The organism is Streptomyces yangpuensis (assembly GCF_001005295.1).
GTDB lineage: Bacteria > Actinomycetota > Actinomycetes > Streptomycetales > Streptomycetaceae > Streptomyces > Streptomyces yangpuensis.
The window spans coordinates 2,092,900-2,112,889 of the sequence record NZ_LBMK01000002.1; the positions used below are offsets into that span (position 1 = coordinate 2,092,900).

Here is a 19,990-nt window from a genome sequence, read left to right on the forward strand (position 1 = left end):
CAGGAGACGCCCATCCCATGACCAGCCAGCCTTCCGACCCCCTCGCCGCGGTCGACGCCCTCCTCGCCGCCGTCGAGGCCGGCCACCTCCTCCCGGCACCTGCGGAACGGGTCCGCCTGCGGGAAGCGGCCGGCCTGACCCAGGCCGCCGTCGCCCAGGCCCTCGGCGTACGCATCCCCAGCATCCAGGCCTGGGAGGAAGGACGCGCCGAGCCGAAACCCGAACGCCTCCAGGCCTACCGCCGCCTCCTCGAAGGCCTGGCCGAGCGCTACCCGGCCCCCACCCCCACCCCCGCCGCCCCACCGCGGCCGCACACCCCACCCCCGGCGGCAGCGGCACACACCGCCCAGGCAGCCCCGTCACCCGCGCCCGGTGGCCCGGTCGTTCCCCGTACCACCGCCCGCCCGGCGGCGACGACGCGCCGCCCCGCGGCGAAGAAGACCGTGAAACCTGCCACCATCACTCCGGCCGACCCCCGGTTCCCGCACGGCCCGCTCGCCGTCCTGGACGGCGACGGCAGCGCCTACGCCATGAACGGGACCGTCCTGGACTGCCCCGCCACCACCGTCACCGAACTGGTGGAGTGGACACTGAAGGAGTCCGGCCTCGGCGCCCCGCGCCTCAACCGCAACGGCAAGGACTCCGACCCCCTCGTCGTCCTCACCGCCTCCGCCGCCGTGCGACTCGGACTCCCCGAACGCCTCGAAGGCCGCGAGGAGCGCCGCTCGCTGCGCCTGGCGCAGGACCACCCGGTCGTGCAGCAGATCGGCCGGGCGAAGTGGCAGCTCACACAGCGCGGGTTCGGCCCGTGGCCGCGCATCTACCGCAAGACCGACGCCAGTACACGGCAGTGCGTACAGCTCGCGATCCTGTCCTGGGACGCCCTCGACACCCGCTCCTGGCCGGGCGTTGCGGAGATGGCTCCGGCCGACATCGCCCGCGTCCTCGGCGTCTACGCGCAGCGGGTCATCACCCCGCGCGGATCCACCGCCGTCTCCGGCCTGGAGCTGATGACCGCCCTGCGCCCGCCCACCCGCGCCGTGCAGGAGAACGGCACCTGGGTGTCCGGCCACAACCCCGGCAGCCTCGGCTCGCAGCCGCCGGCCCCGGCACCGCCGGAGGCGATCGCCGAACACCCCGTCGTCGTCGGCTCCGGCTGGACGGGAGGCTTCCTGAACGAGGAGGCCTACCAATGGGTCCGCGACCCCGCCCTCCTGTCCGACGAGGAGTGCCTGCTGCCCTACGCGGTCGGCCTCGACCTCAACACCGCCTTCCTCGCCGCGTCCGCACGCCTGACGGTCGGCCTCTCCGCCCCCGACCACTTCCACAAGCCCGTCTTCAACAAGAAGATCCCCGGCTCCTGGCTCGCCGACCTCTCCCACATCGACCTCGACCCCCGCCTGCCCTCCCCGTTCACCCCCGACGGCACCCGGCCGTCCGGCCCGGCCTGGTACCAGACCCACACCCTCGCCTACGCCCAGGAACTCGGCCACGACGTCCACCCCGTCGAGGCCTACCTGCGCCGCGAGACCGGCGCCTACCTCGACCCCTGGCACGACCGCCTCAAGACCGCCTACCTCGACACCCTCGCCGACCTCGGCGTCACCACCGACCTCACCGACGCCGACTTCCTCACCGCGATGCAGGCCCACCAGCAGACCGACCCGGCCATGGCCGCCGTCCTCGCCGCGATCAAAGCCACCGTCAAGGGCGGCATCGGCAAGCTCCGCGAACGCCCCCAGGGCCGCACCTACCGCGACGGCGACCCCTGGCCCGCCATGCAACGCCCCACCTGGCGCCCCGACATCCGCGCCGCCGTCATCTCCAAGGCCCGCGTCAACATGCACCGCAAACTCGCCAACATGGTGAAGCTGACCGGCCTGTACCCCCTCGCGGTCCTCTCCGACTGCGTCGTCTACCCCTCACCCGGCCCCTCCCCGCTGGACTTCCTCCCGTACGCCGCGCCGGGCAAGCCGCTGATGGGCGGCTTCCGCCTCGGCCCCACCCCCGGCCTGGCGAAGCCGGAAGGGGTGCAGGAAATGTCCTGGGCAGTCGACCTGATGGAGAAGGGCCTCAACCCCGCCCGCCACATCAAGGGCGGCGACGCCGTCCTCGACGACGGCGAATAGAGACCGTGCCGAGGAGCCGAACCGCTGTGGGAGAGATCGAGGACGCCATCGTCCGCGCCGACCAGGAGGCCTTCACCAAGGCCCCGCCCAAGACGTTGAAGGGCCGGATCAACTTCCTGCTGAAACAGCTCAGGACCACCCGCGCCGTCGCCGCCGAAATCGGCGTCAGCCAGCGGTCGGTGGAGCGCTACCGCAAGGGCGACCGCAAGACCCCGCCCAGGCCGGTCGCGGACCGCATCGATGAGGCCGTACGCGCCCGCTGGCAGCCCGTGGTCCGCGGCCGCCGCCGCAAGCAGGCCGCCACCAGCACCGGCATCACCGTCGAGACCCGCGCCCGGTTCGGCTACACCGCACCCGTCGGCACCACCGACGACGGCCGCGTGCGCCGCCTCACCGTCCACCTCCCACCCGCCTACGCCCAACGCCTCTTCGACGCCCGCGCCCGCGGCGCCGCCGACCGCGACCTGCGCGCGATCGTCGCCGAGGGACTGCAGGAGACCTACTTCAAGGACGGCGGCACCCGGGCCGACCAACTCCGCGTCGAGTTCACCGACATCGACTACTTCGACGTCTCCTTCTGAACCCGCCCGCATGCGGTCCCCCAGACCGCCTCGGTTCACGAAGAGCCCCATGCGAGAGCAGCGCGGGACACCGGTACGCCACCGGCTCCGGGGTCTAGCGCGGCGTGGTGTCGTCGGCCCTGAACGGGCCCCCGTGGCCGGGCACGGTCAGGGACACGGCGGCCAGCACCCGGAGCCGGGAGGCGCGCAGCACCTCACGGTCGGGGGCCACCGGGTCGTCCGCCGGGCCGTTCGCATGCCACCACAGGTCACCGGCGAAAGCGGCCACGCCCGAGTCCGGAGTGCCGCCCCGCTCCTACCGCCGCTCCTTCACCACCACCCCGTAACGCATCCCCGCCGCGGAACTTTCGTCCAAGACAAGGGCCTGCGACTCCGGCGAACCTGGAGGCATGCCCAGAGACGACATGGGGGACGTACCCCCGGAGCGCACCGCTCACCACCGCTGGGAGGTCGCCCGCCCGCGGGGCGGAACCTCTCTCGACGGCGTACGGATGGCCGGGTACCGGGACCGTACGGGCAGCAGCCTGGACATGCAGGTGCTGCCGCAACCCGCCGTGATCGTCGTCATCGGGCTCGGCGCCGGCCCGATCACGGTGGAGAGCCCCTCCGGACACCGGCCACTGAGCGGGCTCGTCGCCTCCCTGTCGCCCGGTCCGGCCCGTATCCGCGGCGAGGGCGTCGAATGCGTCGAGATGGCGCTGTCACCCCGGGCCGCCTACGCCCTGCTGGGCGTGTCCCCGCTCGAACTGGACGGCTCCGTCACCGGACTCGAGGACCTCTGGGGGCGGCACGCCCGGCTGCTGCGCGAGCAGCTGGCCGACACCGCATCCTGGCAGGGACGCCTCGCGCTCACGGACAAATTCCTCAGACGCAGGGCCGCAGGTGCCCCGCCCATGGCGGCCGAGGTCGCCGCCGCCTGGGACGCCATCGTGACCGGCCGCGGCCGGGTGCGGGTCGGCGACCTCGCCGCGTCCTGCGGATGGAGCCGCAAACGGCTCCGGGCCAGGTTCACCGCCCAGGTCGGCCTGACCCCCAAGCGCGCCGCCATGCTGGTCCGCTTCGACCACGCCGCCCGGGCACTCCTCGCCGGCGAACGCGCCGGCGACGTCGCCGTGGCGTGCGGATACGCCGACCAGCCCCATCTTCACCGCGACATCCAGGCCCTCGCCGGGTGCACCCCCGGTGCACTGGCCGGCCTGACCGCGTCCACCGAGCCCTGACCGTTCATGTCCCAGGCCGATCGGCGACGGGTGATGGGTGATCGGCCGACCCGAAGGAAGGAAGCAAGAACCGTGATGAACACCGAGGTCCGAGCAGCACAGACGGCAGCGGCACAGACGGCGGCGGCACAGACGGCGGCAGGCCGTGAGCTCGTCGTCCGGCTCGCGTTCGGCAGCATGGCCGCGCACACCCTGCGGGCGGCGGTCCGCCTGGAGGTCGTGGAACTGATCGGCGACGGTCCGCGCACAGCTGCCGAGCTGGCCGCCGGAGCCGGGACCGCACACCAGCCCATGACACGCCTGCTGCGCGCCCTGACCGCCCTGGGCCTCCTCACGGAAGACGCCCCCGACACGTTCTCGGTGACCCCGGCGGGCACGTTTCTCGGCCCCGGTCACCCCGAGTCCCTCACGTCGTTCGTCCGCATGTTCACCGATCCGGCGATCGTGCGCGCCTGGGAGCATCTGGAGGACAGCGTCCGTACGGGAGAGATCGCGTTCGATTCCGTCTTCGGCACGGACTTCTTCAGCCATCTCGCCCGGCACCCCGAGCTCTCCGCGGACTTCAACGCGGCGATGAGCCAGGTCACCTCCGAGACCGCCGCCGTCCTGCCGCGAGCCTTCGACTTCAGCCGGTTCACCACGGTCACGGACATCGGCGGAGGCAACGGCACCCTCCTGGCCGCCGTCCTCGACGCGCACCCAGGCCTCGCCGGCACGGTCTTCGACACCGCCGACGGCCTCGCAGAGGCTGCGAGGACACTGGCGCGGCACGGACTGGAGGACCGCTGCTCCCTCGTGGCCGGGGACTTCTTCCGGTCGGTCCCACAAGGCTCGGACGTGTACCTCCTGAAGAGCATCCTGCACGACTGGACGGACACCCGGGCGGCCACGATCCTGCGCCACTGCCGCCAGGCGCTGCCACCCGGCGGCACGGTCCTGATCGTGGAGCCCGTGCTTCCCGAGGCCGTCGGCACGCAGGACGCCGGCACCTACCTGAGCGACCTCAACATGATGGTGAACGTCGGCGGCAGGGAACGCACCCGCGCGGACTTCGAGGAGGTGTGCCGCCGGGCGGACCTGCGCGTCACGTCGGTCACCCCGCTCGCCGACGCCGCCCCCTATTCCCTGATCGAGGCTGTGGCCGAGGCCGACTGACCACGGACCACTGCGCGTTCACGGTTGGCCCTGCAGGACCCCGGCCCCGGCCCCGGCAGCGGCCCCCGCCCCGGCAGCGACCCCGGCCCCGGCGGTGATGATCTCGGCGAGCTGATTGGCGAAGGCCGCATTGCACCCTCCGAGCCGGACGAAGCCGTGGCCGGCCACCGGGCCGTCGTTGCACAGCGAAGGAAGGGTCAAACCTGCGAGTGCGAGCGCGGTCTTGAGGTTGGTGACAGCTTCTTCACCGGCCTGGTAGGCAGCGTCCTGGAGCCGCTTGTAGCGGATCCGTTCGGTACGGGTCAGTTCGTAAGCCATGCTGTGTGGCCCTTTCATCGTGAGTGAGGCGGTGGAAGGAAGGCGCTCGCCCAGCTCCCGGATCCGTTCGGTCCGGCCGCCTGGAGGCGCCCCGGGTGCGGGACCGGGTGAGGGACCGGCTGAGGGGCTGCGGTCCGTCCCGGCCGTGGCCGCGGCCGCAGCCGCGGCGCAGAGCATGAGGGGCCGTTGCGCAGACGTGCCCGATATGCGCAAAGCCCGTGACTATCGGTTTCGATCTTCGTTTCAAAGGTGCAGGCAGGCACCCTTTTACGTGTGGGAAGGAGCGGGTTGTCCAGGAAGTCAGCGGCTGCCACAGGCTTCCTGCTCCACGACAGCCCGCCATCGGATGCCGCCGGCGCCCGGCGCGTGCGCGGCGGGACCTCACGGCCTCTTGCCGGACAGCCGGCCACAGCGTGCCGCGGCCGCCTCCGCATCACCGGCCCGAGGGCTGCGGCGTCGGCGTCGGCCTGCGCCCGTGGGACCGTCTCCCGCGTACGACCGTTAGGCGCCGTACCCCAGCCCACGACCGCTGGACGACGGCCGGCCGCTCTTGCCGGCACCGGAGTACCCGGGACGGCCGCCGCCGACCGGTCCGGGTACTCCGGCCGGACCGGCCGGACCGGCCCAGTCCGCGGAGGTGTGCCCGGGCCTGAGCGTATGGTTCTGCGGGTTCCGGTGTCTCGGAGCGGCCTGGCGGGGAGGCCGTGTGAGGGTGATCTGACGGACCAGCTGCTGGAAGCAGGCCAGCGTCGCGACGGCGGGAAGCGCGGACGACATTGCGGCGGTGAGAGTTCTGGGTGCCTGGGCCACACACAGAAGAGTGGCCAGAGTGGAGAACAGCAGAACCATCGACCAGGAATGAAGCGCGCGGCGCTGGTGCAGCGCCGATCTGAGGATGGACAGGGAAGCGACCACCCAGGGGCCGTAGACCAGCAGGGGCCACCAGCCCACCACGCCGCGGGCCGTGTGCAGTCCGGCGCTGTGGCGCAGCGTGTCGCAGATGGCCAGCCCGCTGAGGATGCTCACCAGGGTGGCGATGACGGCGACCAGCACAGCGGTGCACGTGCTGCCCGTGCGCAGCAGGGTCGCCGCCAGCGACCGCGGCACACCCCGGCGGTGCCCGCCGGAGGCCTGTCTGCGCTGGCCCTCGGCGGCTGCGGCGTGCTTCAGCCCCGTGACGTGGTCCATGCCGCCCGCCGGGCCCACCGCGTCGCCGTAAGGGGTGCGGCCGAACGGCCCGGGCGCGGAGCTCTCCTGCAGTAGGCCGGCGAGCTCCTCCACCGGATCCCACCCCCCATTGACTTCATGGGCCCATCCGGGCTGGTCCCCTGGGGTGTGCTGCTGCACCTGGTCCGAGCGGCGCCAGAACACGGTGGTGTCCTGCTGGGGCTGAGGGCCGTGCAGGTCGGGGTGCTCGTGGGGCTCATACACGGGCAAAGCCGCCCGAGCGCTCGCCGGCGGAAGCCGGGGCCGGCCTGCCGCTCTCCGTTCCCAGCCCCCGTTCGAACTCGGCCTGGATCCTCCTCATCGTATGGAGGAAGTCCTCAAAGGCCGCGGACGAGAATCTCAGCTCGACTTCCTGGTTCTCGTGTTCCAGCATCGCGTTCTCGGATCCGCTGGATTCTGCTGGGCGCGGGGTGAAAGTCCACTTTCCGATCCGAGTGGTCCCGGTGTGAAAGCCGCCTCCTCGCCCTCCTTCTTCGGGAGTTCCGGGGGAGAAGGAAGGGGGCTTTGCTGTTGTCATATTCCGTAAACGCTGCCGATCTTGGTGAGGGTATGCGCCATCCGGGTGATGGTGTGAATGCATAGGCGTCGGCCGGCCGCTCATCCCTGTTCCGGTGCAAGCCCCGCCGCAGGCGAATCCTTTTCTCGGCGCATGGCGCCCGGACGGCGCCCGCCCCGGCCGCCGCGGTGACGGCTCCGCCGGCCCGCCCCTCGCGGCTCCACGCCGGAGGCCTCCGGGAAACCTCGGCGCCGGCCGAACATCGGAAGAAAGGCGGAAACGACAAAGGGATGGGATGCGCACATGACTGCAACCGGAGGACAAGACGCAACCGTGCATATGCCCCTGCGTTATGCCCACCGACTGCCGAGGGCGCCGGCCATGTGCGCCCCCGAACCTCCAGCCTTCGAAAGGTCAGCCGTGGGAGACCTCTTCCTGTGGATCGTGCTCATTTCCACTGCACTGGGCACAGGTTGCACTGCTTGGATGTCATCCGGGACCGGAGGCCTGTGGCGCGTGGACGCCCTTGAACTGAGACGTCAGCAGCGCTTCGAGCAGGTTCTGTCCTCCCATGTGGACGCCCTCAGGCGCTCTCACCGGACAGTCGCGGCGCCGACGGAGACGCCTGCGTACCACCGGCCCCTGGGCGCGGAACCGTTCGGAGTCCCGGCCGCCGCACCCCCCGGAAGCCCCCGTCTCCTGGATCCCGCGGCGTGACGCCCGGCCGGGTGTCGGGCGGCAGAATGTGCTACCGAACGAACGGCCGCTGCCGAATCCATTAAAACCCCGGCAATCTGCGCGTAAAAGGAGGTGGCAAAAACCCCGGCAATCTGTACATTGCCGGATTGTGCCGACGGCCGGCATGCGTTGATCTGATTGCAGAATTCCCATGAAGCCTGCCGCGAATCCGGAATGTTGAATTTCGGATCACGCTCCGCGCCGGATCGCAGAGCGCCACCGCCGCCGCCACCGCAACCCATCACAAGCGATGCCGCTAAAGATCCGCAGCAGGATCTCGGCCCGGCACCGCCCACGACCCGCAGGCCGGCGGTTCGGCCGCCGCGCGAAACGAGATGAGATGTCTGACAGCGCACAACAGGCTTCACCCTGCGCAAAGGTCATGTCCACGCCACCGTCCTGCGACCGGCTGCCGCACAGCGATTCCGGGACGGACGGCTGTGCAGGCACGACCACCTGCCTCTACCCCCGCCCCTGCACCTGCGACGGGGACATCCTCACCGGCCCGGCGACTCTGGCGGCCCCCTTCCTGCGCCGCCTCCAAGCCGGCGGCGTCGGCACGACGGCAGGCCCCGCCGACGGCTCCCTCACGACGGACGTGCTGATGTTCATCGCCCGCTCCCTGCAGGACGACGGACCCGCCCACCTCGACCTCGCCGACTGCGCCGGAAGACTGGAGCGCTCCGTCAACGAGGTACGGGGCGAGGCCGCCTGGCTGGCCGAACACGAGTTCCTGGCATGGGACACCGACACCGACACCGACACCGACACCGCGGCGGCCGGCGTGGCACGGTTGTGGGTGAACCCCTCGGTCACCTTCCTGCCGTGGACCGACCCGAGAGTGGCTGCCGCCCGGCACCGCTTCCCCTTCATCACCACGGCCGACAGGGGCATGGCGGCCGAAGAACCGGTCATCATCCGCCCGTACGACGCAGCCGGCTGGCACACGGTCTACCTCCGGTACCTGGAGACGACCCGGACTCCCTCCCTGGCACTCTCACCCCCGTGCTGCCCGCAGGGACTGTACGAAGCCCGATGCCACTTCGACCACGCAAGAGCGCGCCTGAGCCCGGCGAGGAAACACCCAAGGCACCTGAGGCACGCCCCAGGCCCCAGGACCCGTACCTGAGCACGCGACCTGACCCGAGAAGGGAGCACCGCTCCGCGCCGCCACCCGGTTGTCCCCGGCGTCTGCGACGCGCCGCGGCCGCGCCTGCTCGGAAGCGTCGCCTTTGCCGTGGGAGTCGAGGCCGCGCAAGACACGCCCGCCCGCAGGTTGTCAGTGGGCGCCCTTACGCTCGCCTCCGTGAACGTGGATGATCTTGAGTGGCAGGCGCGCCACTTCGGCGGTCTTCCGCCGGGCAGGGTGGACCTTCTGCTGGAGCGCGGCGGGCTGGACCTGGTGATCCGGGCTGCGGCGGAACGCGGCGAGTGGTTCTGCGCGCAGGGCGCCGCGCAGGCGCTGTGCCGGGCGGGGGAGTTCGGCCGGGCCCTGCGGGTGATGGAGCCCTTCGTCGCGACCGGGTGGCGCGACGCCCTGTGGGCGCGGGCCGACATCCTGCTCCGGGCGGGCCGGTCGCAGGAGGCCCTGGATCTGGTCCGTCCGGACGAGGCGGGCCGCGCGTCGGCGGCCGAATGCCGCGCGTTCGCCGAACTGCTCACCCGGGCGGGACGTATCGACGAGGCCGTCGACCTGCTCGTCCCGCACATGGACGAGTCGTGGATCCTGTCGGCCCTGGTGGAGATCACCGAGGGCCGGGACCGCGACGAGCGGATGCTGGAGCTCATCGCCCCGCACGCGCAAAGCGCGCGGGAGGCCCGCAGCCAAGGCCGGTGGGACCACCGGTTCGGGGAAGCGCAGGAGCTGCAGGCCCGGGTACTGGAGCGCGCGGGCCGGGCCGACGAGGCGATCGGGATCCTCGGCCGCGACATAGCCGGGCGTCGCTTCCTCGCCCAGAACACCCTCACCGCCTACGCCGAACTGCTGGCACGCCACGGCCGGCTCGACACACTGCGCGAGCTGGCCGCCGGAGGGGACGCCCGCACGGTCCTGGACACCTACGCCCGAGCCCTGCGCGACCACGGGCGGGCCGATGAGGCCGAGGCCGTGATGCGTGAGGCCATCGCGGCCGACGACTGGGTCGGCCACCGCGCCCGGCTCTCCGCGACCCTGCTGTGCGACGGTCGGCTGGACGACGCGATCGCCGTGGCCGAACCCGGATTCGGCTGGTACGACTGCTCCAATCTCCTGGCACCCCTCGTCATGCTCCTCGACCGCCCCGAGGACGTGCTCCACCTGATGGAGCATCCCAGCGTCGTGCCCCACCACGGTCACGCGGAGTTCCGGCACCAGTGGTGGGCCACGGCCCTCGCCGGCCTCGGCCGCGTCGACGAGGCGATCGCACTGGCCGAAGCTCACCCGGACCCGTGGACCGACCCGCGCATCGTCAAGGCCGGACTGCTTGACACGGCCGGCCGCCCGGACGACGCCGCTGCCGAACTGCGGGCCCTGGGCACGGTCAAGGCACGCGAGGCGCTGTGCGAGGTCCTGATCCGGCAGGGCCGGCCGGCCGAGGCGATTGCCGTCCACCCCACGGTGGCCGAGCAGCGTGCCGCCCGGCCGCAGCCCGCCCCTGTTCCCCGGGACGGGAACGGGTACGCGTTGGAACCTCCGTTCTGAAGGACCCCGGGGACCGGCCACCAACGAGTCCAAACCCTCCCCGACATCCGGGGACCGGCCTCCGGCAGCCACGGGGGAGACGGGCGTCTTCCCGGGGCGTTGACCGGAGTCCGAACCGGACCGTCGCCGCACAGCAGTCCCTCCGTCAGCTGCGGCGGGTGTCCGACCGGCGGAGGCGGTGCCGGAACACTGTCCAGGCGTCCACGTCGAGCGTGCCCTGGAACCGGCGCAGCAGCCGGGCCATGTCCTCGCCCGGTCGGGGGTGCGGACAGCTGTGCGGAACCACGGCCAGGACGGCTGACCAGCACTCACGGACCGCCTGTTTTCACCATGCCTCGCCGCCGCCGCCGCCGTCGCCGCGCCCGCGCCCGGGATGTCCGGGGCCGCCGGACTGCGTGAGCCCGGCGCCGGGCTTCCCGTATGCACGCACCGTCCGAGGCCGCCGTCTCCCCCTTCTCGTCGGCGTTCCGGCGCGCTCGCACTGCGTTTGCCAGCCCCTGCAAGCGGCAGGAGACTGGCGGTATCAGCGTGGCCCTGCAGGGGGAACCGGGGCAGGCCGGCGCCGGACTCCTCTTCCACAGCCGCTACCACTGCCGCCGCATCAGCGGGGACCCGCCGACGTCTGCTGTGCCGCGCAGCCACCCCGGTCTGTTCTGTTCAGGACCGCGGCAGGCTGCGCGCGGCCCGTTCGACGGCGGCGGCCGTGGCGATGCCCGAGGAGGAGCAGAACGGGCGCGGCAGGGACGCGATGAGCTACGTGATCACGGTGGAGGAGGCCGGTGGCCACCCGACGGTTCTCCGGCAGTCGGACACCGCCAAGTCCCCCGCGTTCGCGGCCCTGCTCGCCTGGCTCCGAGGCCACTTCGCGCGGCAACGGTAGAGCAGCCCCTCACCGGCACCGAGCAGCCCCTCACCGGTACCCCTCACCGGCTCGCCTGGGCAGCTCCCTCCAAGGGGCGAGCGCCGCCGGTCGTCAGTCCAGCCGGGTCAGGAGTTCGGCGAAGATCCGCGGCCGGCTGAAGTAGCCGACGTGCGAGGCGGGGAGCGTGTGGACGTCGAAGGGGTGGTGCGGGGTCAGGGCGTCGGCCTTGCGGATCATGTGGTCCTGGACGGCCGGGGGGATGCTGCGGTCCTGCGAGAGGCGGACGAAGGTGTGGGGGACGCGTCCCCAGCCCTCGGGCCGGACCACCGCGTCCGCCTCCAGCAGCGCGTAACTCTCGTCCGGGTCCAGCGAGTCGAGGAGGACGCGGAACTGATGGTCCGTCGCATCCGCCATCATCGCGCTCTTCAGCTCCGCGAACAGCGCCGGATCGGAGTGCGCCCGGCGCCAGTTCAGCCGCATCACCCCCGGGTCGCCTACGTCCGGCACGGCGATCCGCGCCGTCGGCGCGTCCAGCAGGTTGTCGTCCACCACATCCCACGGTTCGGTCAGCATGGCCGGGTCGCTGAGGCAGAGGGCGGACAGGTGCACCACCCGGTGCAGGAGCTCCGGGACGGCGTTGGCGACGGCACTGACCGTCAGGCCGCCGAAGCTGTTGCCGACCAGGACCAGCGGCCCGTGTCCGGCGAGCCGACGCAGGACGTCCACGACGTGCCGCACGTTGTCCTGCAACGTGACGCCGCGCATCGGGGAGGGTTCGGCGGCCAGGGACGCGAGGTCGAGGGGCTGGCGGTGGTAGGCGGCGGGGCCGTCGGCGAGGTGGCCGTGGCCGGGGAGGTCGACGGCGTACGACAGGTGCCCGAGGAGGGCCAGTTCGTTCTGCAACGGCCCCCAGGCCCGGGCGTTGCTGGAACCGCCGTGGACGAGTACGAACACGGGCAGGGGGCGGCGCGAAGAAGCGCGCATGATGAGGATCCTCGTCATCCAGAGGTGAAACCGGTCGGTGGACTGCGGACCGGGCACCGACGAAGGCCGGCGGCACCGGGTCAGTGCGTGGACCGGATGCGCGCGGCCTGCCAGTTGTGGATGACGGACGACATGGCGCGACCCTAACCCGCAGCACCGTCCGGGCGCCCCCGTATATTTCCCGCCACCGCGGCGCACGCCGGTACACCCTGTGCGCCGTCCTGCCCGTGTGACGGAGGTGGAGCCAGCCCGTGCCCGCCGGCGTCGCCGACAAACAGCGCCCCGGGTTCGGTGAGCGGTCCGGCCTTACCCCTCGGACCGGACCGCTCACCACCGCGTGCTACTCCTCGCTAGGCCGCCGGGCCCGCCGGGCCCGCCGGGTGGAAGTTGATGCGTTCTCTGACGACGGGAAAGCCGGCCTTCGCGAAGTTCGCGGCCATCGGAGTGTTGGCCTGGTCCGTCGCCCCGGTGACGGACTCCGCGCCCTGCTCGACGAGAAAGTGGGTGCACTCCGCGAGGAGGTCGAAGGCGTAACCGCGACCGCGCCGTTCCGGGAGGACTCCGATGAACCCGACGGTCGGGCCGGAGGGGTTGTGGGCCGGGATGTGGATGCCGGCCAGATCGCCCTCCGGCGTGTACGCGGTCCGCCACCACTCCCGTGGAGAAGGGCACCAGTGGAAGAAGTCGAGTTCCTCCTGGGCGGCCCGGTCGAGGCCGCCCTCCTCGATGGCCCTGAGCGCGTGGGCGTCCAGGGTGGCGGAGTGGATGCGGCGCAACGCGTCGAAGAACACGGTGTCGTCGGGCTCGGCGCTGAAGCGCAGGCGCCCCGGCCTCTCGGGCAGACCGTGTTCCGGGGTCCAGCGGTACAGGAAGCGTTCCACGAGGCGTTCGTACCCCGCGGCTCGTGCGGCGGCGAAGCGAGTCTCGGCGGCGACGCGCAGGTCGGCCCTTTCCCGCCAGCCGCCGGGCAGGTTGATCTCGAGTTCGACCTGCCGGGGAGCGGAGCGCAGGAGGTCGGCTCCGGCTTCCTCCTCGCCCTCGGCCACGTCGAACCAGTTGATGTTGACGGGCTCCGAGTCATCGGGGCCGCCCCACCACGCGCCGCGTGCGACGACCTCGCCGTCACGGAGGGCCACGCGCTTCCAGTCGGGACGGAACCGGGTGAGCCGATGGCCTTCACGGGCGCCCAGGGGGTCGGGGAGTGCGTCGAAGAGATGAGCGTCGCTCGCTGAGAGCGTACGAATGACCGAACCGGTCATGGATTCCTCCGGGAAAAGCTGCTTGGTGCGCTCCCGGTCAGAATGGACGAACCGCGCCGGGATGGTGGAAGAGGGAGCGCTGGAAAGGTGTGAACTGCACGGCACTCGCCTCCTTCCGTTCATCTCAGGGCGTGGAGCCACACCGTACGTGATCTTCCGAGAGCACGTCCACGGGTTCGAGGATCTGTACCGACGCCGACCTCGACGGCACAGCCGACATGTGGACCACCACCGGCGACGGCACCCTGAGGTTCTACCGGGGGCAGCTGTCGGGCACCCACCCGGTCGACGGCCCGAGCACACAGGTCGACGGCAGCGGCTGGAACACGATCATCACCATCGCCTGATTACTGAGCCGCCCGCCCCGCGGGTGCCCCCGCCCGGTGGCCCCGCGGGGGCGCCCGCGCATCCCGACCGGCACACGGCGGAACCGGACCCGCCCTACCCCGCCCCGCCCCGCCCCGGGCCGGGTCGCGGCCGGGGTCAGCTGCGTGCGGCCCCGCCGCGTACGGCGGTGACCAGCCAGGAGCTGCTCCGCAGCCACACCCCGCCGTCCGCCTCGTGACGTACCAGCGCGGACGTCAGTGCCCGGCGCGCCGTGTCCTGCGCGGGCGGGGTCACCTGGTCGAGCAGGTGACGCCCGGGACCGGAGTCCAGCAGGAACGCCGCGGCGTCCGCCGCATCGGCGCCCCACTTCCCCGCCGCCTCGACGCGCCGCACGTCCACTCCGTCGAACCCGCCCGCGGAGAGCAGGTCGCGGATGCGGCCGGGATCCGTCAGGGAGAACATGCCGGGGCCGCCGGCCTTCCCGAAGCCCCCGAGCGGCAGGATGCCCCCGAGCGAGGCCAGCGCGGCGAGCCACTCGTTGGCCTCGGCCTCGGCCGCGCAGATGAAAGCCAGCCGGCCGCCGGGGCGCAGCGCGCGGTGGAGGTTGGCGAACGCGGCGACCGGGTCGGTGAAGAAGGTCATGCCGTACCGGCTGATGACCGCGTCGAACGCCCCGGCGTCCAGGGGGTGAACCTGGGCGTCGCCCTGTACGAAGGACACGTTCGCGACCCCTTCGCGTGCGGCGCTCTCCCGGGCCCTGCCCAGCATCGGCCCCGACAGGTCCAGGCCGAGCGCCCGGCCGCGTGCGGCACGCCGGGCGGCGAGACGGGTGGTGCGGCCGGCTCCGCAGCCGACGTCCAGCACGGCATCGGTCACGGAGACGGCCGCGGCGTCCAGCAGGGGCTGGTTGAAGCCGTCGTTGACGGCGTCCCAGCGCTCCTGGCTGCGGGCCCACTGCGCGCCCTCGTATCCGTTCCACGCCTCGGCCTGCGCGGTGTTGGCGAAGTGCCCCATGGCGAACTCCCTCCCACCGGGGCGCGGCAGGGCGCCCCGGCCCTAGAATGGGCAAGTGCCCAAACAGTATGGGCGAGCGCCCATACTTGCAATCGGCCGACGGGAAGGGACTGTTGTGTCACCTCGTGGAGTGGCGATTCCGGACTTGCGCGAGCGGCTGTTCGCGGCCGCGGAACGGGTGGTGGCCCGCGACGGCGCCGCAGCCCTGACCAGCCGCGCGGTCACCGCGGAGGCCGACTGCGCCAAGGGCGTCCTGCACACCCACTTCTCCGGCCTGGACGAGTTCGTCGCCGAACTGGTCCTGGACCGCTTCGCGCGCAGCGCCCGCCAGGCCGAGGCCCTCGGGGCCAAGGTGGGGCAGGCCACGGTCGCGGAGAACCTCCAGGAGGTCGTCGGGGCCCTGCTGGACTCCCTGCCCCCCGCGGTGGTGGGCCTGGCGATGACCCGCCCCGCAGCCGCGTCGCACACCCGCGAGGGCTTCCGGTCCGGCGCGCCCGCGTTCGACGCGATCCAGCACGCCGTCACCACCTACCTCCAGGCGGAACAGCACGCCGGCCGGATCCCCGCCGGCAGCGACACCGCGGCCATCGCGCTCGCGCTCGTCGGCACCACCCACCACCTGCTGATGACCCGCAGCCCCGACCGGACCACCGACACCGGGGCGACCACGCAGCGGCTGCTGGCCGTACTCCTCGGCCACTGAGCCCCCGCCCGTCCGTCCCGCCCCCGCCCGTCCGTACCGCCCCGGGACGGACGGGCTCGCACCTCGGGCAGCAGTCCGCGCGGTTGCGGTGCGCGACGCCCGGCCCCCCTCCTGCACGGGGACTCATCCGTTCGGGTGAGGGGCCAATCCGCCCGACGGGTGCCGACGAATACCGGGTGTGAGCAGCTTCCGCACCACCACCGCCACCCGGGCCGGCCTCGGGGCCCTGTCCGGCCTGCTGGCCGGGTGCGCCGCGCTGGCGGCGGCCGAGCTGACGGCCGCCCTGGTGCGGCCCGCGGCCGGACCGGTGCCGGTGGTCGGCGGTGCGGTCATCGACCGGACCCCGGCGCCGGTGAAGGACTTCGCGATCCGCACGTTCGCGGAGCACGACAAGCTCGTCCTCCAACTCGGCATCCTCGTCCTGCTGTTCCTGTTCGCGATCGCCCTCGGCATCCTCGCCCTCCGCCACCGCCGCACGGCCGCGGCCGGGGTGCTGGTGTTCGGGATCATCGGCGGGGCCGCCGCCCTGAGCCGGCCCGACAGCGCCGGCGCGGCCGACGTCCTGCCCTCCGCGGCGGCCGCGCTCGCAGGCGCCGCGGTGCTCTCCGTCCTGGCGGGCAGAGCCGGCCCCACCGGACCGCCGCACAGGACCGAGAGCGGCGGGGCCGGCTGGAGCCGCCGGGGGTTTTTCAACGCAGCCGCCGCCACCGCGGCCGCGGCGGCCACCGCCGGAGCGCTGGGCCGGGTGCTGTCGGGGGAGCGGGGGCAGGGGGCTGTCGCCTCGCGCGACGCCCTCCGCCTGCCCGCCCCCGCCTCTCCCGCTCCCGCGCTGGGGGACGGCACCCGGCTGAAGGCCGCCGGCATCAGCCCGTTCACCACGCCCGTACGGGACTTCTACCGCGTCGACACCGCCCTGACCGTCCCCATGGTCGACGCCGGAGCCTGGCGCCTGCGCATCCACGGCAAGGAGGTCGCCAGGCCCCGTACCCACACCCTCGGCGAGCTCCTGGCCCGCCCGCTGATCGAACGGGACATCACCCTGACCTGCGTCTCCAACGAGGTCGGCGGCCCCTACCTCGGCACCGCCCGCTGGCTCGGCGTCCCCCTCGCCGACCTCCTGCGCGAAGCCGGCGTCCGGCCCCCCTCCCAGGGCGGTGCGGCCGACCAGCTGGTGGCCCGGTCCGTGGACGGCATGACGCTCGGCTCGCCGGTCGAGGACGTCATGGACGGCCGGGACGCCATGCTCGCCATCGGCATGAACGGCGAACCCCTGCCGTTCGACCACGGTTTCCCGGTACGGATGCTCGTCCCGGGCCTGTACGGCTACGTGTCGGCCTGCAAGTGGATCACCGACATCGAACTGACCACCTTCGATGCCTACGACCCGTACTGGGTGAAACGCAAGTGGGCCCGCCGCGCGCCGGTGAAGACCCAGTCCCGCATCGACACCCCCAAGCCCTTCGCACGTCCCGCCGCCGGCCCCGTCACCATCGCGGGCGTCGCCTGGGCGCAGCGCCGCGGCATCACCCGCGTCGAGGTCCGCATCGACGACGGCCCCTGGCAGGACGCCGACCTCGCTGTCCAGGCAGGCGTCGACACCTGGCGGCAGTGGTCGTACCCGTGGCAGGCCACCCCCGGCGGACACACCATCACCGTCCGCGCCACCGACGGCACCGGTCAGGTCCAGACCGAACAACGGACGCGGACCGTCCCCGACGGGGCGAGCGGCCGGCACAGCGTGTTCGTCACCGTCCCCTGAACCCCCGGACCCGGCCCGCCCCAGGGCCGGCCCGGCAGCACCACCCGCAGAAGACAGACAGAAGCCCGAACAGAAGCTCAAAGGGGAGCAACTGATCATGAACAGCCTGAAGATCCGCCGTACCGCACTCGCCGTCGCCGCAGCCGCCCTGCTGCCCTTCACACTCGCCGCCTGCTCCGACTCCGGCAGCGACACCAAGGCCGCACCCGCCGCGGGCGACGAGGCCAAGACCGGCGCGAGCAACCCTGTGGACGCCCCGATGACCGGCGACGAGCCCTTCGGCGCGGCCTGCGCCGGCGTGCCGAAGGAGGGTGCGGGCTCGTTCGACGGCATGGCCAAGGACCCGGTCGCCACCGCGGCCTCCAACAACCCCGCCCTGTCCACCCTGGTCGCCGCGGTCAAGCAGGCCGGCCTCGTCGACACCCTCAACAACGCCGAGAACATCACGGTCTTCGCACCGACCGACGACGCCTTCGCGAAGATCCCGAAGGCCGACCTCGACAAGGTCCTCGCCGACAAGGCCACCCTCACCAAGATCCTCACCTACCACGTCGTCGGCCAGAAGCTCACCCCCCAGCAGCTGGAGAACGGCAGCTTCGAAACCCTGCAGAAGGGCAGGGTCACCACCTCCGGGTCCGGCGAGTCCTACAAGGTCAACGACGCCTCGAAGGTGGTCTGCGGCAACGTGAAGACCGCCAACGCCAACGTCTACATCGTCGACACCGTCCTGATGCCCAAGTAGCCCCGCAGGCACGAGCGCCACACCGGTGGCCCGGTACCCCCGACCTCGGGGGGCGCCGGGCCACCGGCCCGACCGAGCCGCCCTTCCGGCCACCGGGTGTGCGGGCCATTCCACGGTAGGTGCGCAGGCAGTCGCTGAGGGCTTCGAGGGCGAACCTGGTGCCGTGATACCAGCCGCCGAGCGGGGTGTGGATCTTCCCGCCCATCGAGGTGATGTTGACGACCGTCCCGCTGCGCCGGGCTCGCATGTGCGGCAGGGCGATCGGGGTCAGGCGGACGGCGCCGAAGGCGTTGACCTCGAACCGGCGGCGGGCCTCGTCCTGCGAGACGTCCTCCAGCGCGCCGTACGACCCGTATCCGACACCGTGGTCGCGGAGCGTGTAGACCGTTCGGCGGGAAGGTAGGCCACCTTCGCATGAAACCGCCCCATCGGCTACTCTGAGTAACCGTTTTTGCTCCCTAGCGTGCCGTTTCGAGGCCAGCCGTCCGGCGGGCCCGTGAACTGCCCAAGGAGCCAACCGATCATGCCTACCCCTGTCGTCGACATCTGGGGCCCGATCTCCCCCAAGCCCCGCTCCGAGGTTCCCTCCGCACCGGAGCCGCATGAAGAGTGGTCCCTCGACGGCGGAACGGCGTGGGTCTACTACAGCCCGCTGAACCGCCGACAGCTCATCAGGCCCGTCATCCTCTCCGACGGCTTCTCCAGCGGGTCGAGCGAACTCGACCGGCTCTGGAACGGCCTGGAGGAGAACGGCGACTACCGCTTCGTCTCCGAACTCCACGCGGCCGGCCGGGACGTGATCATCCTCGGCTACAACGACCGGACCGCGTCGATCAAGGCCAACGCCGACACCGTCATCGACTGCATCCGCCGTACCCTCGCCGAGCGGGTGGGCCACTCGAAGCTGGTCGTGGGCGGCTTCAGCATGGGCGGCATGGTCACCCGCTACGCACTGGCCAAGATGGAACACGACCCCGCCCTTCCCGACCACGAGACCGCCCTCCACCTCTCCTACGACTCCCCCCACCACGGCGGCTGGCTTCCCGTCTCCCTCCAGGCGTTCATCCACTTCGCCACCGACAACTTCGGCGACGCACCCGTCGTCGGCGACTTCATCCGCCGGTTCTCCGGCCTGCTCAACAGCCCCGCCGCGAAGCAGATGGCACGCTGGCACATCGCGAAGGCCGACGACACCCCGGCGCCGGCGCCGGAACGGGTGGCGTTCCTCCGGGAACTCGAGGAACTCGGCGGATGGCCGCGCAGCGTCCGCAAGATCGGTGTCGCCAACGGCGTGGACACCGGCACCGGCAACGGCATCAAGGCCGGCGTGACCGCGGTCAGGGGCGACGGCCAGACCCTGAAGGACACCTGGCTCGCGACCCAGGCCAAGGGGGACCCGATCGTCGCCCGGCTCCAGAAGACCGGCGGCCAGCCGACCGAGGTCCGCACCAGCGGGCTGCCCGAGATCGACGGCGCTCCCGGCGGCCTGTTCACCCTGCCGCTGCCGACCGGCGACCCCGGCAGCTTCGGCCTGGCGGGCCTCCTCATGCAGGCTCTCGGCAACACCGTGGACGAGGGCGGCATCCCCACGTCCTGCTTCATTCCCAGCATCAGCGCCGTCGCCGCCGGTGAAATCGACGACCCGAAGGCGCTCTACACGCCGATCACACCGGCCAGCAGCGAACTCGACGCCTTCCTCTGCGCCGGCCGCAACGAAGCGCACACCACCATGACCGAAGAACTCGGCGCGTGGATCGTGAACGAGATCGTCGCCGGCAGCTGACCCGGTCCCGGGG

20 protein-coding genes are annotated in these 19,990 nt (G+C 72.2%); 12 read left to right on the forward strand and 8 right to left on the reverse strand.

Annotated features, from left to right (window positions below):
* The first annotated feature begins 17 nt into the window (after positions 1–17).
* On the forward strand, positions 18–2,129 hold the full coding sequence (gene tap / locus AAT21_RS14655; protein WP_046776972.1) for a telomere-associated protein Tap: 2,112 nt from the start codon (positions 18–20) through the stop codon (positions 2,127–2,129).
* 26 nt (positions 2,130–2,155) lie between these two features.
* Positions 2,156–2,710, forward strand: a complete 555-nt coding sequence (gene tpg, locus AAT21_RS14660; RefSeq protein WP_046776973.1) for a telomere-protecting terminal protein Tpg — start codon at positions 2,156–2,158, stop codon at positions 2,708–2,710.
* Between the two features lie 94 nt (positions 2,711–2,804).
* Here the strand turns inward: tpg and AAT21_RS35585 are convergent, their stop codons facing one another.
* Positions 2,805–2,978, reverse strand: a complete 174-nt coding sequence (locus AAT21_RS35585) for an MBL fold metallo-hydrolase (RefSeq protein ID WP_412180313.1) — start codon at positions 2,976–2,978, stop codon at positions 2,805–2,807.
* A 121-nt stretch (positions 2,979–3,099) separates the two neighbouring features.
* Between AAT21_RS35585 and AAT21_RS14665 the strand changes: the two genes are divergently transcribed.
* Both AAT21_RS14665 and AAT21_RS14670 read left to right on the forward strand, forming a co-directional pair.
* Entirely contained in the window at positions 3,100–3,930 is an 831-nt protein-coding gene (locus AAT21_RS14665; protein WP_107081265.1) for a helix-turn-helix transcriptional regulator, read from the forward strand.
* Positions 3,931–4,005: 75 nt separating this feature from the next.
* Positions 4,006–5,085 carry a methyltransferase gene (locus tag AAT21_RS14670; protein ID WP_046776975.1) on the forward strand — a complete coding sequence of 360 codons (1,080 nt, stop codon included), beginning with the start codon at positions 4,006–4,008 and terminating at the stop codon, positions 5,083–5,085.
* An 18-nt stretch (positions 5,086–5,103) separates the two neighbouring features.
* On the opposite strand, the gene AAT21_RS14675 is transcribed toward AAT21_RS14670, so the two are convergent.
* The 3 genes from AAT21_RS14675 to AAT21_RS37515 all read right to left on the reverse strand — a co-directional run bounded on the left by AAT21_RS14675 (position 5,104) and on the right by AAT21_RS37515 (position 7,003).
* The gene (locus AAT21_RS14675; protein ID WP_046776976.1) at positions 5,104–5,403 is read right to left on the reverse strand and encodes a hypothetical protein; all 300 of its coding nucleotides are present in this window, start codon (positions 5,401–5,403) and stop codon (positions 5,104–5,106) included.
* A gap of 501 nt (positions 5,404–5,904) precedes the next feature.
* Entirely contained in the window at positions 5,905–6,834 is a 930-nt protein-coding gene (locus tag AAT21_RS35590) for a hypothetical protein (protein WP_157879696.1), read from the reverse strand.
* Positions 6,827–7,003: a hypothetical protein gene (locus AAT21_RS37515; RefSeq protein ID WP_157879697.1), complete on the reverse strand. Its 177-nt coding sequence runs from the start codon at positions 7,001–7,003 to the stop codon at positions 6,827–6,829. Before AAT21_RS37515 ends, AAT21_RS35590 begins: the two co-directional genes overlap by 8 nt.
* Positions 7,004–8,246: 1,243 nt before the next feature.
* Here AAT21_RS37515 and AAT21_RS14685 point away from each other — a divergent pair.
* The 3 genes from AAT21_RS14685 (at position 8,247) to AAT21_RS39855 (ending at position 11,424) form a co-directional block, all read left to right on the forward strand.
* Entirely contained in the window at positions 8,247–8,993 is a 747-nt protein-coding gene (locus AAT21_RS14685; protein WP_046776977.1) for a hypothetical protein, read from the forward strand.
* A gap of 177 nt (positions 8,994–9,170) precedes the next feature.
* Positions 9,171–10,544 carry a tetratricopeptide repeat protein gene (locus tag AAT21_RS14690; protein ID WP_046777439.1) on the forward strand — a complete coding sequence of 458 codons (1,374 nt, stop codon included), beginning with the start codon at positions 9,171–9,173 and terminating at the stop codon, positions 10,542–10,544.
* A gap of 373 nt (positions 10,545–10,917) precedes the next feature.
* Positions 10,918–11,424 carry a protealysin inhibitor emfourin gene (locus AAT21_RS39855; RefSeq protein WP_327152737.1) on the forward strand — a complete coding sequence of 169 codons (507 nt, stop codon included), beginning with the start codon at positions 10,918–10,920 and terminating at the stop codon, positions 11,422–11,424.
* A 93-nt stretch (positions 11,425–11,517) separates the two neighbouring features.
* On the opposite strand, the gene AAT21_RS14700 is transcribed toward AAT21_RS39855, so the two are convergent.
* Positions 11,518–12,390 carry an alpha/beta fold hydrolase gene (locus AAT21_RS14700; protein WP_046776978.1) on the reverse strand — a complete coding sequence of 291 codons (873 nt, stop codon included), beginning with the start codon at positions 12,388–12,390 and terminating at the stop codon, positions 11,518–11,520.
* Positions 12,391–12,740: 350 nt separating this feature from the next.
* Positions 12,741–13,649 (reverse strand): GNAT family N-acetyltransferase, encoded by a 909-nt coding sequence (locus AAT21_RS14705; protein WP_046776979.1) that lies wholly within the window; start codon positions 13,647–13,649, stop codon positions 12,741–12,743.
* Positions 13,650–13,867: 218 nt separating this feature from the next.
* On the opposite strand from AAT21_RS14705, the gene AAT21_RS39685 reads away from it, so the two are divergent.
* The gene (locus AAT21_RS39685) at positions 13,868–13,996 is read left to right on the forward strand and encodes a hypothetical protein (protein WP_268768175.1); all 129 of its coding nucleotides are present in this window, start codon (positions 13,868–13,870) and stop codon (positions 13,994–13,996) included.
* A gap of 136 nt (positions 13,997–14,132) precedes the next feature.
* Here AAT21_RS39685 and AAT21_RS14710 read toward each other — a convergent pair whose 3' ends face one another.
* Entirely contained in the window at positions 14,133–14,990 is an 858-nt protein-coding gene (locus tag AAT21_RS14710; RefSeq protein ID WP_046776980.1) for a class I SAM-dependent methyltransferase, read from the reverse strand.
* 115 nt (positions 14,991–15,105) lie between these two features.
* Here AAT21_RS14710 and AAT21_RS14715 point away from each other — a divergent pair, with 115 nt between their 5' ends.
* From AAT21_RS14715 to AAT21_RS14725, 3 genes are all read left to right on the forward strand, one after another.
* Positions 15,106–15,693 carry a TetR family transcriptional regulator gene (locus AAT21_RS14715; RefSeq protein WP_046776981.1) on the forward strand — a complete coding sequence of 196 codons (588 nt, stop codon included), beginning with the start codon at positions 15,106–15,108 and terminating at the stop codon, positions 15,691–15,693.
* A 169-nt stretch (positions 15,694–15,862) separates the two neighbouring features.
* A complete protein-coding gene (locus AAT21_RS14720) occupies positions 15,863–17,452 on the forward strand; it encodes a molybdopterin-dependent oxidoreductase (RefSeq protein ID WP_046776982.1) in 1,590 nt (529 codons plus the stop codon).
* 97 nt (positions 17,453–17,549) lie between these two features.
* Positions 17,550–18,194 (forward strand): fasciclin domain-containing protein, encoded by a 645-nt coding sequence (locus AAT21_RS14725; RefSeq protein WP_046776983.1) that lies wholly within the window; start codon positions 17,550–17,552, stop codon positions 18,192–18,194.
* Here the strand turns inward: AAT21_RS14725 and AAT21_RS38965 are convergent.
* Complete coding sequence (locus AAT21_RS38965) at positions 18,106–18,798, reverse strand: SDR family NAD(P)-dependent oxidoreductase (RefSeq protein WP_235438795.1); 693 nt, start codon at positions 18,796–18,798, stop codon at positions 18,106–18,108. The two genes, AAT21_RS14725 and AAT21_RS38965, sit on opposite strands and share 89 nt — an antisense overlap.
* On the opposite strand from AAT21_RS38965, the gene AAT21_RS14735 reads away from it, so the two are divergent.
* On the forward strand, positions 18,718–19,977 hold the full coding sequence (locus AAT21_RS14735) for an esterase/lipase family protein (protein ID WP_046776985.1): 1,260 nt from the start codon (positions 18,718–18,720) through the stop codon (positions 19,975–19,977). The genes AAT21_RS38965 and AAT21_RS14735 overlap by 81 nt on opposite strands.
* Positions 19,978–19,990: the final 13 nt, after the last annotated feature.